This is a genomic window from uncultured Thiothrix sp., assembly GCF_937873765.1.
GTDB lineage: Bacteria > Pseudomonadota > Gammaproteobacteria > Thiotrichales > Thiotrichaceae > Thiolinea.
The window spans coordinates 34,519-54,065 of sequence record NZ_CALMZC010000039.1 but is presented as its reverse complement, the minus strand read 5'-3'; the positions used below and the strand labels follow the sequence as shown (position 1 = coordinate 54,065).

The window sequence follows — 19,547 nt, the reverse complement described above, 5'->3', positions numbered from 1 at the left end:
ACGAAAAATGGCTTACAAACTACTGGGTGCTTATGTATTTTTTTAGTATAAATCGCTCTCTGGCACGCTATATTTATACAATCTTAGTGAAAAGTCCAGAAAAACACCGGTAATATCCAAGGATTGTCGACAATTTTACTCGAAAGTATTGTTTAGCCCATCACGAATTAAAGGCTGCATAGCCGTGGCTAGGCTTTTGAAAAGATTAGAATTGCTAGCTTCTTCAGCAGCGAGTAATGCTTTCATATGCTGCCTTTGCGTCGGCATATCAAAACAAGCAGGACAATTTTCCATGATCACTGGCAACTGTGCTGTCTTAGCAAAATCAGCAGTTTGCCGCTCACGCACCTGTACTAAAGGACGAATCACTCGTAAATCGCCCGCATCAATTTGATAATGCGCTTTCATGGTTTTGAGCTTGCCACCATGAAACGCGGACATTAGGAAGCTTTCGGCTAAATCATCTAAATGTTGTGCTAAGGCTAGAACATTATAGCCTTGTTCACGCGCGGTCTTATACATCAAACCACGCTTCATCCGTGAACAGAACGCACAATAGGAATTATTGTCCATATGCGTTTCGGCCAGATTCATAATGGGTTCGCGCACATAGAAATACGGTACACCCAATTTTTCCATATAAGGAATCAAAGGCGAAGGGTCAAAAGCACCGGATTGTGGGTCAATCGTGACGGCTGCGAACTCAAAGCGAACCGGCGCATGACGCTGGAAATGCCGCAAAATATGCAGCAGCGATAAGGAATCTTTGCCCCCCGACAGCCCCAATAGAATTCGGTCACCTGCACGAATTAATTGATAGTCACCAATCGCCTTACCGACTGCACGTATCAAAGATTTAGGCGGTGCAATAAAGTCATAGGTGCCGAACCCTAAACTAGCTTCATTTGTATGCTTCATAGCTTGGAAACATAGCCGATTTTGTACAACGATGCTAGTAGCATCCACAGCAAAGAATCTAAACAAATATCGGCCTTACTTTTGTAAGACCGATACTTAGATCGCAGCGAATTAATGTTTTAATAGTTAATGACTACTGAATTTTAAGTATGTTGCGCACCATGATAAAGGCGAATCACATGCCGAGCCTCAGCGAAGAATAACCAGCGCTCAGCACCAATACCTGTAAAACCAGCTAAAACTGCAAGGAAAACCAGCATACTGCTTTGTAGGCCTAAAGCGATTAGGCCAATAAAAAATAATGGAATAAAGAAACCAGCCACAAAAACTGTTATCCGTAGTGATAGCAATAGTTTAGCCGGTGTAAAATAGGCAAACTCATCCGTTAGAAAGGTCCCGGCAGTGTGCCCTGTATCGAATAAACGCACTTGCGCACGGGTAAAACCTGTTGCGGTATTAATAGTTGGCCCCGTAACAGTACGCACCCAGAAATAGTAAATCGCTTTACTCACTGCAGCGACTGCTAGCAAAGCCACGGATAAACTAGCTACTACTATAGTCGGCTTACTATTCAGAGCTAAAATCAACACCAATAAAATACTGCCCGTTGCTAAACCTAACAAAATATAATTTGTTGGTGTCAACGCCGTATTCCATTGCCGAATAGTCTTCAGGCAACCGTAAATCATTCCGGTACTAAATAAAGTTGCTAAAGCTAAGACCAAGGCTGCAAAGCCAATCACTGCAACTAAACCATTATAATCTGGTTTATCCGCATTCACCCAAACACCTAACAGAAACAAGAGTGCCACTGGGTAAAATAGCACTGCAAATACGCCTTCACGCGCTAACCAAGAGGTTTTAAAACGAAAAAACGCTCGCCAAGCATTCTTTGGATTGGCTAAATGCAAAGTTGAGGATAATAGCCCCGCAGAAATTAACGTGAGGGATAATAGACCACCTGTTAAAATACTGCCCTTATCAAACTCAACAAAGCCTAAGATATAAGCCAAAGCCATCAGAATAAACAAACCATAGCCCGCGCCTGAAGCTACCGTAAAAAAGATTACCGAAAATGCTGGATGCATTGTTTTTCTCCTTAGCGGGCAACCGCTTTGTTTACCCACTCTTTCACCGAGCTGATCAGTGATTTTTTGCTCACATCTGCAGTCGAAACTGGCCGCGCGACACGTGGAGGTAAATAGCGGTTAGTAGGGTTGTAGCCGAGTTCAGGCATGAGAGCATAGCCCCCACGTTCACGTACCAGTTTACTGACCTTGGATTCGGGATCATCGAAATCACCAAAATGACGCGCATGGGCGGGGCAAGTAATCACACAGGACGGCTGACGGTCATATTCATCTAAGCGCTCGTCGTAGATGCGATCAATACATAGAGTACATTTTTTCATCGTGCCTGAGGAGCGATCCAACTCACGCGCGCCATAAGGACAAGCCCATGAGCAATAATTGCAGCCCATGCATTTATCTTGATCGACCAGTACCACACCATCTTCTTTACGCTTATAGCTTGCACCGGTAGGGCAGACATCGACACAATCTGCCTGCTCACAATGCATGCAAGACATCGGAAAATTAATAGTTTTGTTATGTGGATACTCACCTACTTCGTAGCTACGAATACGGTTAAACCACACGCCACTCGGATCTTCGCCATATGGACGATAATCGGTCAAAGGCCCTGTGGTACCTGAAGTATTCCACTGTTTGCAGGACACCGCGCAACCATGACAACCAACGCAAACATCTAAATCGATCACTAAACCTAATTTCATGGCTTACTCCTCCAGCGCCTTAGCAGCATGTACACTACCCCGGTGTAATACATCATCCATTGGACGCTGTAAATTCACGGCTTGATGTGCTTGATAGCGTAATATTTCAGGCGATGGTTTAGCATTCGGTAAAGCTTTAATCATAGGGAAGCTTGGCCATGTACCTACTTCACCATCAGCCGCGGGATAGACTTTTACCTTCAAGTCATACCAAGCGGCTTGTCCAGTAATCGGGTCGGAATTAGTGACATGATCTAGGGCATCATTTTTCACGGGCAGCAATTCCGAAATCAGGTGATTCATTAAGAAGCCATCATTCGACTCATTGGCTTGCTCATCCAAGCCCCACGCACCTTTTTGCTTACCAATTGCGTTCCATGTCCAGACGGTATCGTACTGACAAGCCTCCACGAGCTTCACCTGCACACGAATTTTGCCGTGATGCGATTCGACCCAGCACCAAGCTTCGTCTTTAATACCCATTTCCGTGCCGCGTTGACGATTCATGTACAGGAAATTCTGCGCACAAATCTGCCGCAACCACGCATTTTGTGAATCCCACGAATGATACATAAACATCGGGCGCTGATTCACCGCATAGAAGGGATATTCGTCCTCAGCAATCCGGCATTGTTCAAGAGGCTTGTAGTAAAACGGTAATGGATTGAAGTAGGTACTTAGGCGTTCTTTGTGATGCGCCTCTGTTGGCATTGGCCCTTCATATAAGCCCTGCCCTGCCAATTTAAAACGCTGCTGAGCCTCGGAATACAGCTCAATGACAATTTGGTTAGTCGAACCCACCCAAGCAGCATTTTTTGCAAATTCTAGATAATCCTTGTTGGCATGACGATAGTAACGAATATGCTCCGGCAAATGCATTTCAAAGAAAGCACCATGCTCTACATAACGCTCCCATTGTTTGGGATTGGGCTTGCCACGTAGATGCACTTCATTGCCGTTTTCATCCAAACGCCAACCTGCCAGAAAGCCAATGCCCGGCTCACGTTGCCAATTAATAATGAAGTCTTTATAGCCTTGATATTTGCGCGAACCATCGGGATTAGTGAAGGCCGGAAAACCCAAACGCCCAGCCAGTTCAATTTGAACCTCCTGCCACGACAGCACATCACGCTCTGGCTCAATCACCTGCTGGCGAATCGAATCGCAAGCTGCATGTGGCTCAGAAATCGGTCGATCCAGCATGGAAATCGTGTCCCAACGCTCCAAATACGTCGTATCTGGAATAATCAAATCAGCAAAATTGACCATCTCCGAATGGAAGGCATCGGAGACAACGATAAACGGAATCTTATATTCACCGTCCACCTCTTTCTCACGCAGCATGTCCTGAATTTGGCCGGTGTTCATGGTTGAATTCCACGCCATATTCGCCATGAACATCATCAGCGTGTCGATTTTATAAGGATCACCCTTCACTGCATTAGTAATCACCATGTGCATCAGGCCATGATTCGACATCGGCGCATCCCAAGAATAAGCTTTGTCGATGCGCTTAGCCTTGCCATTCGCATCCATCACTAAATCTTCAGGACCAGTGGGAAAACCGAGTGGTGGGCCTTTTAAGGGTGTGTTCGGTGCACAATCTTTCGCCGGTTTAATCGCAGGTGGAATATGTTTGGGATAAGGCGGCTTGGCTAAATGTCCGCCCGGAACATCAATCGTACCCAACATGATTTGCAAGAAATGAATTGCACGGCAGGTTTGGAAGCCATTGGAGTGCGCTGAAATCCCGCGCATGGCGTGCATTGAAACCGGACGACCCACAAACTTGTAATGCTTACGTCCTGCCCAATCCGTCCAACCTTCCGGCACATCAACTTCAATACTTTCCTTGAAAGCGACATGCGCCATTTCCAGCGCTAAACGCTCAATTTGCTCAGACGGAACTCCACAGATTTTTGCGGCATTTTCGGGTGCATATTGATCATCCAGATATTCTTCGGCAATCAATGTCATCACCGATTTAACCGACTTACCATTGACTTCACCCTCGAAGAACAGCGCGGGGGTAATACTCGGGCGTGAACCATCGATAGGTGCTGCTAGCTGCATATCCCAAACTAGCGTTTTGCCCTCTGCGTCACGTAGCAGTAAACCGTGCCCTACTTGATTAGGGGTATGTATCACCAATTGAGCTGCATTGGTGTAGCGAATCAGAAACTCCCAATCGAACTGATCATTTTTTAGCAAAACATGCAGCATAGAGAGAGCCAGCATCGCATCCGTACCCGGCTTAATCGCCACCCACTCATCCGCGATAGCTTGATAGCCAGTACGCGCAGGATTGATGCCAATAAACTTGCCACCATTGCGCTTGAGCTTTTCGAGGCCAATTTTGATCGGGTTAGAGGCATGATCATCCGCAACCCCCCAGAGCATAAAATACTTAGTGCGCTCCCAGTCCGGATCGCCAAACTCCCAAAACGCATGACCCATTGTATAAAGGCCGCCCGCCGCCATGTTCACTGAGCAAAAGCCACCATGTGCTGCCCAATTGAGCGTACCAAATTGCGAAGCCCAAAAGCCGGTAAGTGCCTGCATCTGGTCACGCCCCGTGAAATAAGCCAATTTCAGCGGATCAGTTTCACGAATTTTGCGTAAGCGTGCTTCGAGAATGTCTAGTGCCTCAGCCATCGTAATGGCTTCAAACTCACCTTCTCCACGCTCTGTATCCTTTTTACGCAATAACGGTGAATTGAGCTTGGCAGGCGAATTTTGTTTCATAATCCCTGCATTGCCTTTGGCACAGAGCACGCCTTTATTGATCGGATGATCCCGATTGCCTTGAATGTAGCGGACCTTATTATTCTCGACTGTGACATGAATACCGCAACGGCAAGCACACATATAGCAAGTGGTGGCTTTTACTTCTTGCTGCCCGCGCTTTTCAAATTCTGGCAATGCGCTCATCTGTACCTCTGAATATAGTAATACAGTAATATACTTAACTATGCATATTCAGCTATATTACTTAATCTAGCAACAATAATTTTTATCTATATAAATAAAATTTTCTTATAAAAGAAAAACCGGCTAGAAGCCGGTTTATTAAACTCGAGCCTAGGCGGAAGAGCGTTTAATGGCCTTCGTCTTTCATCTTTTGCAAGCGCGTCTCTGCTAATTTGGCTGCACTGCTATCGGGGAAGAAACGCACTGTGTCTTCTAAAGTACGACGTGCATACTCCCATTGTTGAAGCTCATAAAAGGAGTAGCCAAGCTTCAAAGCAGCACCCGAAGATTTAGGGCTATTTTTATATTGCTTTAATACTTTCATGAACTCTTTAGAAGCACCCTCAAAATTCTTTTGAGCATACAGCGCTTCAGCTAACCAATACTGAGCATTCGCTGCTAATTCATGCTGCGGATAGTTTTCTAAGAAAATGCGGAATAAAGGGGCTGCTTCTACAGGCTTGCTCACCAAAAGCTGATAGGCTTGATTGTAATCCGCTTTCGCTTTACGCCCATCCTCTGTAGTCACTGCTACTGGAGTCGAAGTAGCAGGCGCTGCTGGCACGGCTGCAGCGACTGGCTTTAACTCAGTGGTTTTCTCAGCTTCGGAGGTACCATAGTAGTAATAACTATCCTTACTTTTTGGATCAACTACTGGTACGGCTGGTGGCTCTGTAGTTGCTGCAGTAGGTGCAAGTGTTGCCTCTACGGGTGGCGTGGTGACTGCAGTACTGATAGTTAGTTCGGCGGGTTTACCTTCTGTAGGTGCTAGATCGGCAGCTTCAGGAGTGACCGTTGCCGCTCCAGCATTAAGTAAGGCAGGCGCTGCATCAGTTGGACCAGTGGTTAAAAAGTCGGTTTGTGCAGGTACATCTGCTGTACCAGGATCTTCTGTTTTAGTTTCACTGCCAATAACGGACTCAGCCGCTTCGGGCATGGAAGGTTCTTGTTCCAAGGATGGAATATCAGTTGCATCTACAGTCGAAGTAGCTTGTTCAACAATAATATTTACGCCGGGAATCAGTGGCTCGGTTGTTGTTTCTGCCTCTGCTGCTGGTGCTTGCTCATCTAACTGAACCCCATCTTCAGCGCCTGCTTGCGCAGCCTCCGCCTTAATTTGCTCTTCATCTTCTGCACGTGTGGGTGCACCGTCGAGCTTATCTTTTAAGTTTTCGTTCTCAGTGCGTAAAGCGGTTACTTCCCCTTCTAAATCATTAAGTCGCTCCAGCAACTGCACAGCCACGTCATCATTGAGTGCCTGCACAGGTGGAGCCATCAGCATAACAGCTACCAGAACACCTAATAGGCTCCGGTCAAGCTTGTAACACATACCCTTCATTCTCCTACATAAATAATTTCAACTCGGCGGTTTTCACTCCATGATTTCTCACCATGCCCCAGTGAAGCGGGTACTTCTTCCCCATAACCCACTATTTCAGCTTGCTGATTTTTCAGCCCTCGCGCCGCCATGTAGTCACGTACCGAATAACCCCGACGTTCTGACAAAGCTACATTGTACTCACGTGAACCACGTTCGTCTGCATGTCCTTCAAGTCTAACCCTTAAATTAGGATAAGCGCTTAATAACGAAGCATGTGCTTCTAGTACTGGCAAATACTCAGCACGGATACGCGCTTGGTCATAATCGAAGTAAATAACGCGCTGTGCAAGAATACTGCTAGGGTTATTTAAGTCCGCAGGGGTATAAGGGCTATTACCTTGCCCTGCCATCCCAGCACCACCGTATCCCCCCTGCCCATAGCCGCCTTGACCTTGACCATTACCACCGTACTGACCAGCACCACCTTGACCGCCCTGTGGATTTCGTCCGCCAGCACCGTGGCTATACTGACCATTTCCACCCATACCACCTTGGCCTTGACCAGTACCTACTTGCCCCGTACCACCTTGGCCAACGCCACCTGCACCACCGAAAGCATTAATATCAGGAATAGGCTCTAGTGGCCGTGGGGCTGTTTGACAGCCACTTAAAACTCCAACCGCTAACATACAACTTAAAAGAAGTTTACGATGCATTGCTATTACTCCCTCGTTCATAGCATTAATCTAAATAAGGAGACCATGCGGGATCACGCACATCATCGACTTGAGTAGCCAACACCTGACGCGCCTTGCCATTAGCGCTAGCCACTGCTAAGACACCGCGCCCACCCGCTTCGGTGGCATAAACCACCATTTCACCATTCGGTGCTAACGAAGGAGACTCATCATAAGTCCCTTCTGATACCAGCTTAGAATCACTGGATGAGGCATTCATTAAAGCAATCCGATTAGTACTACCAATATCCCGCACCATTGCCACTATATTGCCTACTACACTAGGTGCAGCATTATATTCACCTGTGAAAGTTAAACGTGAACCCTCACCGCCAGCGACTGTCGTCCGATACAACTGTGGGCTACCACTTTGGTCTGAGGTATAAATTAAAGTATTGTTATTTGCCCAAGCCGGCTCAGTCTCAATCGCTTTAGAGGTGGTGATCTGGCGCAAACCACCGCCATGAGCATCCATCAAATAAATATCAGGATTACCTTCTTGGGATAAGCTCATGGCAATTAAACGCCCATCGGGTGACCATGCAGGCGCTGCATTCATCCCCGGATGATCTGCAATGGTGCGTTTCTCACCAGAAACTAAATCCTGCGTATAAATCACCGAACGATTACTTTCAAACGAAACATACGCCAAACGATTGCCATCAGGCGACCAACTGGGTGACATTACAGGCTTATTAGAGCGCAGAATAGTACGTGGATTAAAACCATCCGCATCAGCCACAATTAGTTGATAAGTTTGCGCTTTGGCGGGGCCACTAGCAGATACATAAGCGACTTGAGTATCAAAGGCACCACGCTTGCCAGTCAAACGCTCGAAAATTAAATCAGCAGCTTTATGCCCCATCCGACGGGTACTCGCAATCTGCGCAATTCGATAACCCGCCGTGCGTTTACCGGTTGCGGCATTCAAGATTTCAAACTCCAAGGAGCCAGCCTGCTTACCGACAATGACATATTCGGCACCGCTCGCGCGCAAAGGTTCGGTTTGGAAAGGCTGTCCCATCGCTAAGGCTTGACCAGCCTTAGCCGGATCAATTAAGGTAAATAAACCCGTCCGCTGTAAATCTGCTTCAATCACTCCCGCTAGATCACCGCCTTGAAACGGTACGATCATCACAGGAATCCCGTCATTGGTACCATCGGTAATACGGATCACCAATTCAGCACGACTTGTCAATGAGGCAAATAAGCCGCTGACTAATACTAACAATACAATCAATTGGCGTTTCATAGTTATGGCTCAAAAATTAATCTTAAATTTTGATTATAAAGTTCTGGTAGATCTGGCTCAGGAAAAGGCTCAGACTTATACAAAGCAGCCATCAAAGAATCACAAAATTGTGGGCTACCATTGCAATCCGTGACTCGCAATTCACGAATATTACCCGGTGGCTTGATCGACAGAGAAACCGTAGCACGCATGCCAAAAGTATCCGCAGGTTGATTCCAACGCGAACTCACGCGGCGTTTAATTTGCGCCCCCCAAGCAAGAGCGGCATTCTCGATAGCTTGTGAGCTAGGGCCTGTATTTTGCTTAGCTTCAGCTTCTTTTCGCGCTTTTTCAGCCGCCGCTTGCTGAGCCTTTTCTTCAGCTTCGGCTTTCGCTTTAGCCTCTGCTTGCGCTTTTTCGCGCTCACTCTGCTCACGCGCACGCTCGCTACTTTCACGTAAGCGACGCTCTTGTTCTTCGCGGGTTTTTGATTCCGCTAGCTTACGCTCCTCTTCAGATTTACGTTTAGCCGCTGCTTCTGCTTTCGCCTTATCTTCAGCTTCTTGCTTGAGCTTTTCCTGTTCAGCTTTCCATTTTTCTTGGTAGGCAGCGCGCTTTTCAGCTAATTCTTTTTCTTCTTGGCGCTTTTTCTCATCGGCTAAGCGTTTCTCAGTCGCTTCTTTGATTTTTTGCTCAATTTCAGCCGCTTCGCGTTTTTCGTCTTCTTCTTTTTTCTTGCGGGCTTCCTCTTCCACTTTTTTAATTAAAGCTTGTTGTTCGGCATCACGCTCAGCTTGTAATTGCTTTTGTTTTTCTTCCCATTCTTGCTCAGCTTTTTGGCGCTCTTCCCGCTCTTGTGCTAATTGTTTTTCCGCTTCTTCCGCTTTACGTTTTTCACGAGCCAATTCACGCTCCACCGCTTCTTTGCGCTCTTGTGCTTCAACTTTTTCTTGTTCGCGCTTTTTTTCAGCCAAAGCTTGTTCGGCTTCATCCGCTTGGCGACGCTCTTCCTCCAGCTCCTTTTTAGCTTGCTCTTTACGCTCACGCTCGGCTTGGCGCTCTTCCTCTAAAGCTTGCTGACGTTCACGCTCGGCTTGACGCTCTTCAGCTTCTTGTCGTTTACGCTCGGTCTCTGCTTCTTTGCGTGCTTGCTCTAAAGCAGCTTGCTCAAGTTGGGCTTGCTTTTTTTCCTCAGCAAGCCGCCTACGTTCAGCTTCTTTTTCAGCTTTAGCCAGTGCTTCCGCCTCAGCAATAGCTTCACGCCGCGCTTGCTCGCGCAGTTTTTGATTTTGCTCTTGCTGTTTTTGGTTAGCACTTGGCTCGCTAAGCTCAGGCTGAATTTTAGGCTCCTCCAACGTATAGGGAGCCTCAGTACTGGCAGTTTGAGCTTCTGCTAAAGGCTGCAAACCCTTCACTTGCACAGCCACTGATTCTGCTGGTGGCTTAGGCTGCTTATTCATTTGAAAGCCTATAATCAGCAGAATCAACACAATAATATGAATGACAATTGCCCAAAACAGAGCAACCGGATTTTTCAGCAGTTCTTTGAACATGGCTTATTGATTTCTACCGTTCCTGCACATTTAAAACCTTATTGTTTAGCAGGCTGTTCACTTAGGTTTAACAGGATCAGCCAACAAATTGATAGCTGTAGCCCCCGCTTTTTGAGCTGCAACCATCGCCGTCATCACATATTGGTACTCAACACCGGCATCAGCACGAATATTCACCGCCTTATTACGTTTGCCTACTAATTGTTGCGCTACATAATTATCCAGTTGTTTAGAACTCAATCTGTCACCATCTTGCAACAGGTATTGCCCTCTTTGATCAACTAAAATTATTAAAGGTTCCTGCTGATTATCCGATTGTAGTACAGCAGCATCCGCATCCGGTGCATCAATGGCCACGCCTGATTGCAACATTGGTGCAGTAACCATAAAAATCACCAATAAAACCAACATTACGTCGATATACGGCACCACATTCATTTGCGCCATCGACTTACGGGTGCGTTTCATCGCCGCACCTGTTGAGTCGCAGCATGACGTTCCAACAAGGCGGTAAATTCCTCGCGGAAATTATCGTAGTTGACCACCAAACGATCCACATGCTCAACAAAGCGGTTGTAAGCAATCACCGCAGGAATCGCAGCAAATAAGCCAATGGCCGTCGCAATCAGGGCTTCCGCAATACCGGGAGCAACGACAGCTAGAGTGGCTTGTTGCATTTTCCCTAAGGATAAAAAGGAGTTCATGATACCCCATACAGTGCCAAACAAGCCTACATACGGACTCGTTGAACCAACCGTGGCTAGAAAAGCTAAGTTTTGCTCTAAACCATCAATTTCCTTAGATGCAGCGACACGCATTGAGCGTTGAACAGCTTCAGTGATGGGGAGGCTATTCGCATTATCTAATTGGCTCAGCCTGCGATATTCATGAAAACCATCGTAAAAAATACGCGCTAAACCTGTACGTTGTGGAGCTTTAGCGAGTTCATCATAGAGTGCAGGTAAAGAAATACCACTCCAAAAACGTTCTTCAAACTGCTCTGCTTGGCGACGTGCTTGTTTGAGCTTGCTGGACTTCACGATAATCAACGTCCATGAAAGCAAAGAAGCCACCACCAGTAACCCCATGACAATTTTGACGACTAAACTTGCATTAAAAATTAAATGCAAAATCGATAAATCAGTGCTCACCGCTGAACTTACCTCGAATTTCTGCTGGAATTGGTTTTGGCCGGAAACTCTCGGCATCTACACAAACCACTCTGACTATGCCTGCGATTAAATGTTCACGTGCATTTTCATGTTTGTTCATGCGCCAGATATTTTGCCGAAAGTGGACACTAGTTCGCCCTAGCTCATGGATAGCAGCTTCGACTTGTAAGAGATCATTGAATAAAGCAGGCTTGAGATAATCCACTTGTAAGCTGCGCACCACAAACACAATGCCTTGCTCATGGATGAGAGTGTCTTGCTCATAACCTAAGGAGCGTAACCACTCAGTACGAGCACGCTCCATAAAGTTAATATAATTACTGTGATAGACCACTCTGCCCGCATCCGTATCTTCATAATAAACTCGGACTGGCAGGATAAAGCCGTGTAAATGTTCAGTCGTTTCAGTTTTCATGGCGCAAGGATAATGAAAAAGGTAGAAGCCTACCAATTAATTTATGCGCCGATTATAGACTTTGAGTTTTCACTCTATATTTTAGCAAAAATTCAAATCTAATCAGTAGTTAGTGTGCTGGCTCAGCATGAGCTGCTTCAGCATCACTAGATTGATATTCAGTCAAGAATTTATGTGGATTTACATAGAATACTTGATCCAGCCAAAATGGCTTTTCTGGTTTTAACTCAGACACTTGTGGTGACAAGCTGCGAATTGAATAGTACAAATTAGCAGGACGCTTTGCATCTTTGTTAGGCAAACCTACCGCGCCAATTTGCTCACCCGTTTTTACCCAACTTCCCGGCTTAACATCAACTTTTTCTAAGTTCGCATAATTGTGTAAGCGCCACTTAGAACCTAGTACTAAGACGGTGTTGTTGCCTTCAGGATTATTTTCACTATAAACCACCCAGCCGCTGGTGCTTGCGACCACCGGCGTGCCTTCACGCGCGAAAATATTAATACCTTTTTGTGCATTTTGGCCGCCTATATACCAATAAGCAGCAGGGTTCCAATCATAAGGTTTAGCACCTTCCACTGGCACATGGCGATCTTCGGGGATCCAATAACCCATCATAAAGATGGTGAGTGCGCCTAAGAATAATAATGGTTTTTGCATCGCTCAGCCCTCTCGTTTTATCGCGTATGTAAGGCAACCTCCATACCCATTACAGATGTGTGTTTCGTTGAAAAGTTCAGCTATTTTTTTCTTAATTTCACACAAAAACGCTAGGAAATAAACTTCTACCGACGATTTGCACCTAGTTCGTTAATAAGTCACTCGTTTATTCTTTGATACCTAGCTGCTGCTGAATTTCTTTGATCGGAGCACGCAAATTGACTGGAGTATTATCATGCCAATCTTTCAAATACTTCGCTAAAGACTTGTCTTGACTGTCATCCCCTAGGTTTATGTAATTAATTGCTGCCCAAGTTTCCGGTTGTTTGGCAAAGACCTTGAACAAGTGTGAAGCCATTTTCTCATTTAAACTGCGGTCTTGTGCATAAGGATCAGCTTCAAATAAGGACTTATTTTGTTTGTACCAATTAGAAAGCTTAGGTGCAAAACTGCGGTGATCTTGTTTCATCATATCTGCCAAGTATTTGCGCAACTCTGGCGCATACTCTTTCCAGTTTGGATAGGGTGGATTAATCTCCCACTGATCCGCTAACTTGCCCAAACTGAATAAGCTAAAAGCCTCACACAACGACTCTTCAAACCATTGCTGCTTGGAGACATTATTGGGTGCTAGATCGTAATTACTCAATAAATGACACGTTTCGTGGGAGAACTGATAGGCCAATTGTGACCAATAGCGTCCATGCACATCCAAGAGCACTATGTAGTCACCCTTGGAATCTCGCTCATATAAAGAAATAGGCCCCTTTTCCTCATTTTTGACCCTAATTGGATCCAAATGCCGATTACCAATATAGGGCGCGATGGCAAGAATTGTAGAGTCCAAGACAGCTTGGACGTCTTTAGGATCAGCGGCTTTCCAAGCTGGATCAACAGTAACCTTAAAAGGTGGTGCTAGCGCAGCCGTCCAAACGGGGACAAATAGAAGGAAAACGATTAAAAATTTAAGCTTACTGAACATCTATCCGTCCCAGTCACTAAAGTCATGTGTGACTAGAACCAATAGCAAACAATTATTTTTCTGAGTAAGCCTGTAAGATTAAGCTGTTATATTTAGCGGAGTATCGGTCATAGCCAAGTACAGCAGCTAGTTTTTAAGATAAAGCAAATCCCAAACTCCATGCCCCAGCTTTAAGCCACGTTGCTCAAACTTTGTCAAAGGCCGAAATTCAGGGCGGGGGGAAAAAGCTTCACCCGTTGGATTGGCCGTTTGAAAATCAGGGCTAGCTTGCATCACTTCAGCCATCGCTGTTGCGTAACCCTCCCAATCCGTGGCTAAATGTAAGAGGCCTCTTGTTTGCAAACGAGTCGCCAGTAAGTTCACAAACTCAGCTTGAATAATCCGGCGTTTATTATGACGCTTCTTGTGCCAAGGATCAGGAAAATAGATTTGTACACGATCCAAGGAGCTTTCTGGAATACGTTGCTGAATAATCTCAACTGCATCAGTATTCATCACCCGTACATTGGTGAGTTGATGCTTTTGTACTAAATGCAATAAATGCCCAACTCCCGGTGTATGTACTTCAATCCCCAGAAAATTACGCGTTGGTGCTGCTAACGCCATTTGCGCTAGACTCTCGCCATTCCCAAAACCAATTTCCAAGGTAACAGGAGCTTTGTTACCAAACAAAGCTGAAAAGTCTAACAACTCACTAGTCTCATCTATGCCAAAACAAGGCCAGCCTGTTTGCAAGGCTTGTTCCTGCCCTTTAGTCAAACGGCCTTGTCTTAAGACAAAACTTTTAATTTGGCGCAGCGGATGAAGAGTATTCATTTCACTTAAGCTTAAGTCGAAAAGAGACGTATTAGAACACAACGGCTAAACACTGTCAGGGTCACTCTGAATTTAGCCGTGCGAAGCTCAATGATTTGGCGAATCGCTTTGTCCAAAACAATTATTACCACGCACAATAAAATGTGGATTAAGTAAAGATTCTTTGGTGTTATAGCGCAAAGCTTGTCCATACAGATCTAGCAGCGACCCACCCGCCTCTTCCACAATAATCTGTGCGGCAGCGGTATCCCATTCCGAAGTGTTACCTAAACGTGGATAAATATCGGCCTTCCCTTCGGCTACTAAACAAGCCTTTAAGATACTGCCCATGGAAAGCAACTCATAATGCTCAAACTGCTTAAGGAAGTCTGTCAGTGAATCGCCTGCATGCGAACGACTGCCTACTACTGTTATGATCTCACTAGGCTCACGCACCTGTAAGCCCTCAGGCTCGTTTTGTGCCGATTGCAAATAAGCACCATTCCCTAAACTTGCATACCAAGTCTTGTGCAGAACGGGCGCATGGACTACCCCCAATACAGGCTCATGTTTGTGAATTAACGCAATCAACACGCTAAATTCACCATTACGCTTAATAAACTCGCGTGTACCATCCAAAGGATCAACTAACCAATAAGTTTGCCATTGACTGCGGGTGGTAAAAGGCAGCGTCGCTGACTCCTCCGAAAGAACGGGATACTGCGGTGTTAAGACTTGTAAAGCTTCTAAGATGGTATGGTGCGAAGCTAAATCAGCAGCAGTCAGTGGAGAATGATCCTCTTTTTGTTCAATGTTAAAATCAGCAGATTCGTAGACTTGCAGAATGGCTTGACCAGCAGCTTGAGCAATATCTACGACCACTAAGGTGAGTTCTTCTAAATCCATACTCAACTCATTAAAATTAAGGGAGAGAAGGGCAAGTCCGCACTTTAGCATAAACTTCCAGCTAAAAACTCGACTCCGACCATTTATCTGCAAGAGTAGACTGCTAGTCATTAAAACCTTAAGGTTTAGGCAAAATCATAACAAATAAAAGAGCAGCTAAACCCATGCTTATTCATGACTATGCGGCTGCGCGCCACCTTGCAGCGCGTCTCGAACTGGGCGTCAATCACGAAGCTTGTAAACAACGAATTGGGCAAAGTATAGAGCAAGTCTTCCAAGATTTATGCCCACCTAATGACTATAGCCTAACTAGTATGCCCTCAATTGCTGATTGGGAGGATATGAGTGTTTACTACCAAAAGCCATCTGAACAAAATCAAGCTCTTGATAAACTAGCTCGGCAAGAAGGAACCGTGTTAACGAGCTGGTGGTTAGAGCAACTGCATAAAACCTCTTATCCTTTATGGGAACGCATGATTCTATTTTGGCATAATCACTTTACCTCTAGCTTAAAAAAAGTCATTTGGCCTCAATGGATGTTTAAGCAACATCAGTTGATCCGTAAACATGCCTTAGGTAATTTTGCTGAATTACTCCATGCTATCGCTAAAGATCCAGCCATGCTCAGTTACTTAGATGGCTCAAAAAACATTGCCAGCAGTCCTAATGAGAACTTTGCACGTGAACTTTTAGAGTTATTTACCTTAGGTGTGGGACATTATAATGAACAGGATATAGTGAATGTAGCGCGGGCTTTTTCTGGTTGGAATTTAAATCCTACTAAAGCAGAATTCCTATTTAGAGCACATGAACATGATAGTAATCAAAAGCAATTCCTAGGTAAGACTGGCAACTTCGATGGCACAGATATTATCAAGATTATTCTTGAGCAAGAGCGAACTGCCGAATACATCGCTGAAAAATTCTGGAAAGAATTTATTAATTACGACCAACCCAATCCCACTATTATTAAGGACTGGGCTATTGCTTTTCGCAGTAGTGGTTATGAAATCAAGGCACTACTTCTAAAGATTTTCAACAGCGAGGTATTCTGGGATAAGGCTCAACGTGGTGTGCTGATTAAATCCCCTGTTGAATTTACAATTGGCTTGTTGCGTGAATTACAGATTCCTTTTAATGAGTATACAGCGCTGAGAATAGCTAATCAGCAACTTGGACAAGAGTTGTTCAATCCACCTGATGTTAAAGGCTGGCGGGGTGGCCAAGACTGGATAACGAATACTCGCTTGATCCGGCGTTATGACTTGATACCTAAGTTTTTAGCAGAGCATGGTAAAGAACTACAAAGTCTGGTCAGCCAACTAGTCATTAAGACTTCGCCGTCAACTAGCATTAACTCTGTCAAATTAACGAAATTAATTAGGAACTTTTTTCCACCTGCAAGTTGCTCAACAGATTCCAGTGCCTTACTCAGTTGGCTTCTGCCTATTAGCCCAGTGGCTGCGCCTAACTGCAATCAAACCTTAGAAAATATTTTAAGCACTGTCTTGAAAGACCCAACCTATCAACTACGTTAAGAATAAAAATGATCAATCGTCGTGAGTTTTTGAAAGGCTTGGGTCTTAGCACACTAAGCCTATTAACTGCACCCAGTTTATGGGCTAATACATTAACTACTGTCGCGGGTAATCGCCGTATTTTAATCTTAATTGAATTAAAAGGAGGGAATGATGGGTTAAATACCCTTATCCCTTATACGAGTTCAGCTTATTATAATGCACGTCCCAACATTGCCATTAGTCGCTCAAAAATTTTGACCCTGTCTGCGCAATTGGGTTTAAATCCTGTTTTACAAACCTTAATGCCAGCTTGGAATGAGGGTCAATTAGCTTGGGTACAAGGGGTTGGTTGTGAAACTGAAAATCGCTCACATTTTGAGGCCATTGAAGTTTGGGATACTGCTAGAACCGATATACAAGGCATTAATGATGGGTGGATTGCTCAAGCCTTTAAAAAACATACTTTGGCAGGTATTGCTATTGACTCTAACCTAGGTCCTTTGTATGGCAATAATGTTTCAGCACTCACCATCGCTAATCCACAAAATTTTGCACAAAGTGGTTCAAAAATTGCCAGTTTTAAATCAGCAAGCTCTACCAATAAATCCTTACAGCATATTCTTAATATCCAATCCCAAATTAATATGCTATCGAGTACCTTAGCAGAATACTTAAAAGATATACCTGCTGCTAAAGAGGTATTTCCCACCGGAAGTTTTGGGCAAAGCCTTAACTCAGTTTATATGTTGATTGCCTCAGGTTTAAATGTACCTGCTTATAAAATATCCTTAGAGAATTTTGACACGCATACTAATCATAACCTACGCCAGCAACCCTTACTTGCAACGTTAGCTCAGGGTATCACCAGTATGCGGACTAACTTAAAGCATATCGGTATGTGGAACGAAGTTGTGATCATGACGTATTCGGAGTTTGGACGCCGTCTAAAAGAGAATGCTAGTAAGGGTACGGATCATGGCTCCGCCTCAGTTCAGTTAGTAACAGGAGGAAAAGTCAAAGGTGGCTTTTATGGTCAGTACCCCTCTTTGCTTGATTTAGATGAGCGTGGGGACTTAATCTATACCACTGATTTTCGAGATGTTTACTCTATAATTCGCAATAATTGGTGGAATTTAGGCGAGCTACAAACGGGTAACTTAGCTTTTGTTTAGACCTTCATAAAAAGTGGACTAGCGACTATGAGCTTAAGTAAGCCAGTTAACCCTAAAATCTCGCCGTTTGCCTAAAGATCGAGTTAGCTTCGCTAAGCTGTACTAAGCTTAAAACTATAATAACTAGCTTGTCCCTATGTATATTTCTCTTCTCCCAGCCCCACAGCCTTGGGGCTGTATTTTTTTGGCGGATTTTCGCCACATCTCAATAAGCAAACTGGTGGAAAACCGCCTTAGCCTGCATAAATCCTCAACCCTAAATAATATAAATAATTGTTTTAAATGAATTTTATTTAAACTAAAAATCTTGCCTAGATTGGCACGAATCTTCCATTACAAGTGTCGTTTTGTATGTTTTCTACTTGGAGTGAGAGATGAAAAAGACACTGTTTACCTTAGCAACAGCGGTTGTATTGGGTTTATCTAGTTTATATGCCTATGCCGCTGATCCGATTGTTATCAAATTCAGTCACGTGGTTGCCCCCGATACGCCTAAAGGCAAAGCGGCTGAGAAATTCAAGCAATTAGCTGAAGAAAAAACCAAAGGTACGGTTAAAGTAGAAGTGTTCCCAAATAGCACGCTCTACAAAGACAAAGAAGAAATGGAAGCCCTGCAAATGGGTGCAGTGCAAATGTTAGCACCTTCTTTAGCCAAATTTGGTCCTTTGGGCGTGAAAGAATTTGAAGCTTTCGACCTGCCTTATATTTTCCGTAACTATGAAGATCTGCATAAAGTCACTCAAGGTGAAGTTGGTGCCAGCCTCTTAGCTAAATTAGAAGCTAAAGGTGTCAAAGGCTTAGCTTACTGGGACAATGGCTTTAAAATCATGAGCGCGAATAAGCCACTGAAAGCGCCAGATGATTTCAAAGGCTTAAAAATGCGTATTCAATCTTCTAAAGTCTTAGAAGCGGAAATGCGCGCTCTTGGAGCTAACCCACAAGTTTTGCCTTTCTCTGAGACCTACCAAGCCCTGCAAACCGGTGTCGTGGATGGGACTGAAAACCCACCTTCTAACCTCTACACTCAAAAAATGCATGAAGTACAAAAGAATGCCTCTTTAACCAATCACGGCTATTTAGGTTATGCGGTTATTGCCAATAAAGCATTCTGGGATAAATTGCCTGAGGATGTGCGTAAATCCTTAGATGAAGCTTTAAAAGAATCGACTGATTTTGCGAACCAAATCGCTAAGGAAGAAAACGACAAAGCCTTAGAAGCCGTCAAAGCAAGTGGCAAAACTGAAGTTTATCAGCCGACTGAAGATGAATTGAAAGCTATGCAAAAAGCCTTAGCGCCTGTGCATGCTGAAATGGCAGACCGTATCGGCAAAGACTTGATTACTTCCATCTATACCGCAACGGGTTTCGATCCAGCCAAATAAATCCTCGTCATGAGTTG

The 19,547-nt window shown here is 44.7% G+C and carries 18 protein-coding genes; 3 read left to right on the top strand and 15 right to left on the bottom strand.

Annotated elements, in window-relative coordinates:
- Positions 1-135: 135 nt before the first annotated feature.
- From Q0307_RS11350 to cysQ, 15 genes are all read right to left on the bottom strand, one after another.
- Entirely contained in the window at positions 136-918 is a 783-nt protein-coding gene (locus Q0307_RS11350) for an ATP-binding protein (protein ID WP_298660630.1), read from the bottom strand.
- A gap of 143 nt (positions 919-1,061) precedes the next feature.
- On the bottom strand, positions 1,062-2,006 hold the full coding sequence (locus Q0307_RS11345) for a DmsC/YnfH family molybdoenzyme membrane anchor subunit (protein ID WP_298660628.1): 945 nt from the start codon (positions 2,004-2,006) through the stop codon (positions 1,062-1,064).
- Between the two features lie 11 nt (positions 2,007-2,017).
- Positions 2,018-2,713, bottom strand: a complete 696-nt coding sequence (locus Q0307_RS11340; RefSeq protein WP_298660625.1) for a 4Fe-4S dicluster domain-containing protein — start codon at positions 2,711-2,713, stop codon at positions 2,018-2,020.
- 3 nt (positions 2,714-2,716) lie between these two features.
- Entirely contained in the window at positions 2,717-5,644 is a 2,928-nt protein-coding gene (locus Q0307_RS11335) for a molybdopterin oxidoreductase family protein (RefSeq protein WP_298660623.1), read from the bottom strand.
- 166 nt (positions 5,645-5,810) lie between these two features.
- Positions 5,811-7,013, bottom strand: a complete 1,203-nt coding sequence (gene ybgF / locus Q0307_RS11330) for a tol-pal system protein YbgF (RefSeq protein WP_298660621.1) — start codon at positions 7,011-7,013, stop codon at positions 5,811-5,813.
- 5 nt (positions 7,014-7,018) lie between these two features.
- Positions 7,019-7,720 carry an OmpA family protein gene (locus tag Q0307_RS11325; protein WP_298660619.1) on the bottom strand — a complete coding sequence of 234 codons (702 nt, stop codon included), beginning with the start codon at positions 7,718-7,720 and terminating at the stop codon, positions 7,019-7,021.
- A 25-nt stretch (positions 7,721-7,745) separates the two neighbouring features.
- Positions 7,746-8,993, bottom strand: coding sequence for a Tol-Pal system beta propeller repeat protein TolB (tolB, locus tag Q0307_RS11320; RefSeq protein WP_298660617.1), 1,248 nt, complete (start codon positions 8,991-8,993; stop codon positions 7,746-7,748).
- A 2-nt stretch (positions 8,994-8,995) separates the two neighbouring features.
- Positions 8,996-10,525, bottom strand: coding sequence for a cell envelope integrity protein TolA (tolA, locus tag Q0307_RS11315; RefSeq protein WP_298660615.1), 1,530 nt, complete (start codon positions 10,523-10,525; stop codon positions 8,996-8,998).
- Between the two features lie 57 nt (positions 10,526-10,582).
- Positions 10,583-10,993, bottom strand: a complete 411-nt coding sequence (locus tag Q0307_RS11310; protein WP_298660613.1) for a biopolymer transporter ExbD — start codon at positions 10,991-10,993, stop codon at positions 10,583-10,585.
- The gene (tolQ, locus tag Q0307_RS11305; RefSeq protein WP_298660610.1) at positions 10,990-11,676 is read right to left on the bottom strand and encodes a protein TolQ; all 687 of its coding nucleotides are present in this window, start codon (positions 11,674-11,676) and stop codon (positions 10,990-10,992) included. Before tolQ ends, Q0307_RS11310 begins: the two co-directional genes overlap by 4 nt.
- Positions 11,666-12,112 (bottom strand): tol-pal system-associated acyl-CoA thioesterase, encoded by a 447-nt coding sequence (ybgC, locus tag Q0307_RS11300; RefSeq protein ID WP_298660608.1) that lies wholly within the window; start codon positions 12,110-12,112, stop codon positions 11,666-11,668. The genes tolQ and ybgC overlap by 11 nt, the downstream gene beginning before the upstream one ends.
- Positions 12,113-12,221: 109 nt before the next feature.
- Positions 12,222-12,773, bottom strand: coding sequence for a M23 family metallopeptidase (locus Q0307_RS11295; RefSeq protein WP_298660606.1), 552 nt, complete (start codon positions 12,771-12,773; stop codon positions 12,222-12,224).
- 166 nt (positions 12,774-12,939) lie between these two features.
- Positions 12,940-13,755 carry a hypothetical protein gene (locus tag Q0307_RS11290; protein ID WP_298660604.1) on the bottom strand — a complete coding sequence of 272 codons (816 nt, stop codon included), beginning with the start codon at positions 13,753-13,755 and terminating at the stop codon, positions 12,940-12,942.
- A gap of 126 nt (positions 13,756-13,881) precedes the next feature.
- The gene (trmB, locus tag Q0307_RS11285) at positions 13,882-14,571 is read right to left on the bottom strand and encodes a tRNA (guanosine(46)-N7)-methyltransferase TrmB (protein WP_298660602.1); all 690 of its coding nucleotides are present in this window, start codon (positions 14,569-14,571) and stop codon (positions 13,882-13,884) included.
- Between the two features lie 87 nt (positions 14,572-14,658).
- Positions 14,659-15,456, bottom strand: coding sequence for a 3'(2'),5'-bisphosphate nucleotidase CysQ (gene cysQ, locus Q0307_RS11280; RefSeq protein WP_298660600.1), 798 nt, complete (start codon positions 15,454-15,456; stop codon positions 14,659-14,661).
- A gap of 164 nt (positions 15,457-15,620) precedes the next feature.
- Between cysQ and Q0307_RS11275 the strand changes: the two genes are divergently transcribed.
- The 3 genes from Q0307_RS11275 (at position 15,621) to Q0307_RS11265 (ending at position 19,530) form a co-directional block, all read left to right on the top strand.
- Positions 15,621-16,994 carry a DUF1800 domain-containing protein gene (locus Q0307_RS11275; protein ID WP_298660598.1) on the top strand — a complete coding sequence of 458 codons (1,374 nt, stop codon included), beginning with the start codon at positions 15,621-15,623 and terminating at the stop codon, positions 16,992-16,994.
- Between the two features lie 8 nt (positions 16,995-17,002).
- Positions 17,003-18,148 carry a DUF1501 domain-containing protein gene (locus Q0307_RS11270; protein ID WP_298660596.1) on the top strand — a complete coding sequence of 382 codons (1,146 nt, stop codon included), beginning with the start codon at positions 17,003-17,005 and terminating at the stop codon, positions 18,146-18,148.
- Positions 18,149-18,522: 374 nt separating this feature from the next.
- Positions 18,523-19,530, top strand: coding sequence for a TRAP transporter substrate-binding protein (locus Q0307_RS11265; RefSeq protein ID WP_298660594.1), 1,008 nt, complete (start codon positions 18,523-18,525; stop codon positions 19,528-19,530).
- Positions 19,531-19,547 lie beyond the last annotated feature (17 nt).

Bases quoted from the DNA above. Each gene is read 5' to 3' on its own strand.
- Q0307_RS11350 (WP_298660630.1), bottom strand. From the start codon at position 918: ATGAAGCATACAAATGAAGCTAGTTTAGGGTTCGGCACCTATGACTTT.
- Q0307_RS11345 (WP_298660628.1), bottom strand. From the start codon at position 2,006: ATGCATCCAGCATTTTCGGTAATCTTTTTTACGGTAGCTTCAGGCGCG.
- Q0307_RS11340 (WP_298660625.1), bottom strand. From the start codon at position 2,713: ATGAAATTAGGTTTAGTGATCGATTTAGATGTTTGCGTTGGTTGTCAT.
- Q0307_RS11335 (WP_298660623.1), bottom strand. From the start codon at position 5,644: ATGAGCGCATTGCCAGAATTTGAAAAGCGCGGGCAGCAAGAAGTAAAA.
- ybgF (WP_298660621.1), bottom strand. From the start codon at position 7,013: ATGTGTTACAAGCTTGACCGGAGCCTATTAGGTGTTCTGGTAGCTGTT.
- Q0307_RS11325 (WP_298660619.1), bottom strand. From the start codon at position 7,720: ATGCATCGTAAACTTCTTTTAAGTTGTATGTTAGCGGTTGGAGTTTTA.
- tolB (WP_298660617.1), bottom strand. From the start codon at position 8,993: ATGAAACGCCAATTGATTGTATTGTTAGTATTAGTCAGCGGCTTATTT.
- tolA (WP_298660615.1), bottom strand. From the start codon at position 10,525: ATGTTCAAAGAACTGCTGAAAAATCCGGTTGCTCTGTTTTGGGCAATT.
- Q0307_RS11310 (WP_298660613.1), bottom strand. From the start codon at position 10,993: ATGAAACGCACCCGTAAGTCGATGGCGCAAATGAATGTGGTGCCGTAT.
- ybgC (WP_298660608.1), bottom strand. From the start codon at position 12,112: ATGAAAACTGAAACGACTGAACATTTACACGGCTTTATCCTGCCAGTC.
- Q0307_RS11295 (WP_298660606.1), bottom strand. From the start codon at position 12,773: ATGCAAAAACCATTATTATTCTTAGGCGCACTCACCATCTTTATGATG.
- Q0307_RS11290 (WP_298660604.1), bottom strand. From the start codon at position 13,755: ATGTTCAGTAAGCTTAAATTTTTAATCGTTTTCCTTCTATTTGTCCCC.
- trmB (WP_298660602.1), bottom strand. From the start codon at position 14,571: ATGAATACTCTTCATCCGCTGCGCCAAATTAAAAGTTTTGTCTTAAGA.
- cysQ (WP_298660600.1), bottom strand. From the start codon at position 15,456: ATGGATTTAGAAGAACTCACCTTAGTGGTCGTAGATATTGCTCAAGCT.
- Q0307_RS11275 (WP_298660598.1), top strand. From the start codon at position 15,621: ATGCTTATTCATGACTATGCGGCTGCGCGCCACCTTGCAGCGCGTCTC.
- Q0307_RS11270 (WP_298660596.1), top strand. From the start codon at position 17,003: ATGATCAATCGTCGTGAGTTTTTGAAAGGCTTGGGTCTTAGCACACTA.
- Q0307_RS11265 (WP_298660594.1), top strand. From the start codon at position 18,523: ATGAAAAAGACACTGTTTACCTTAGCAACAGCGGTTGTATTGGGTTTA.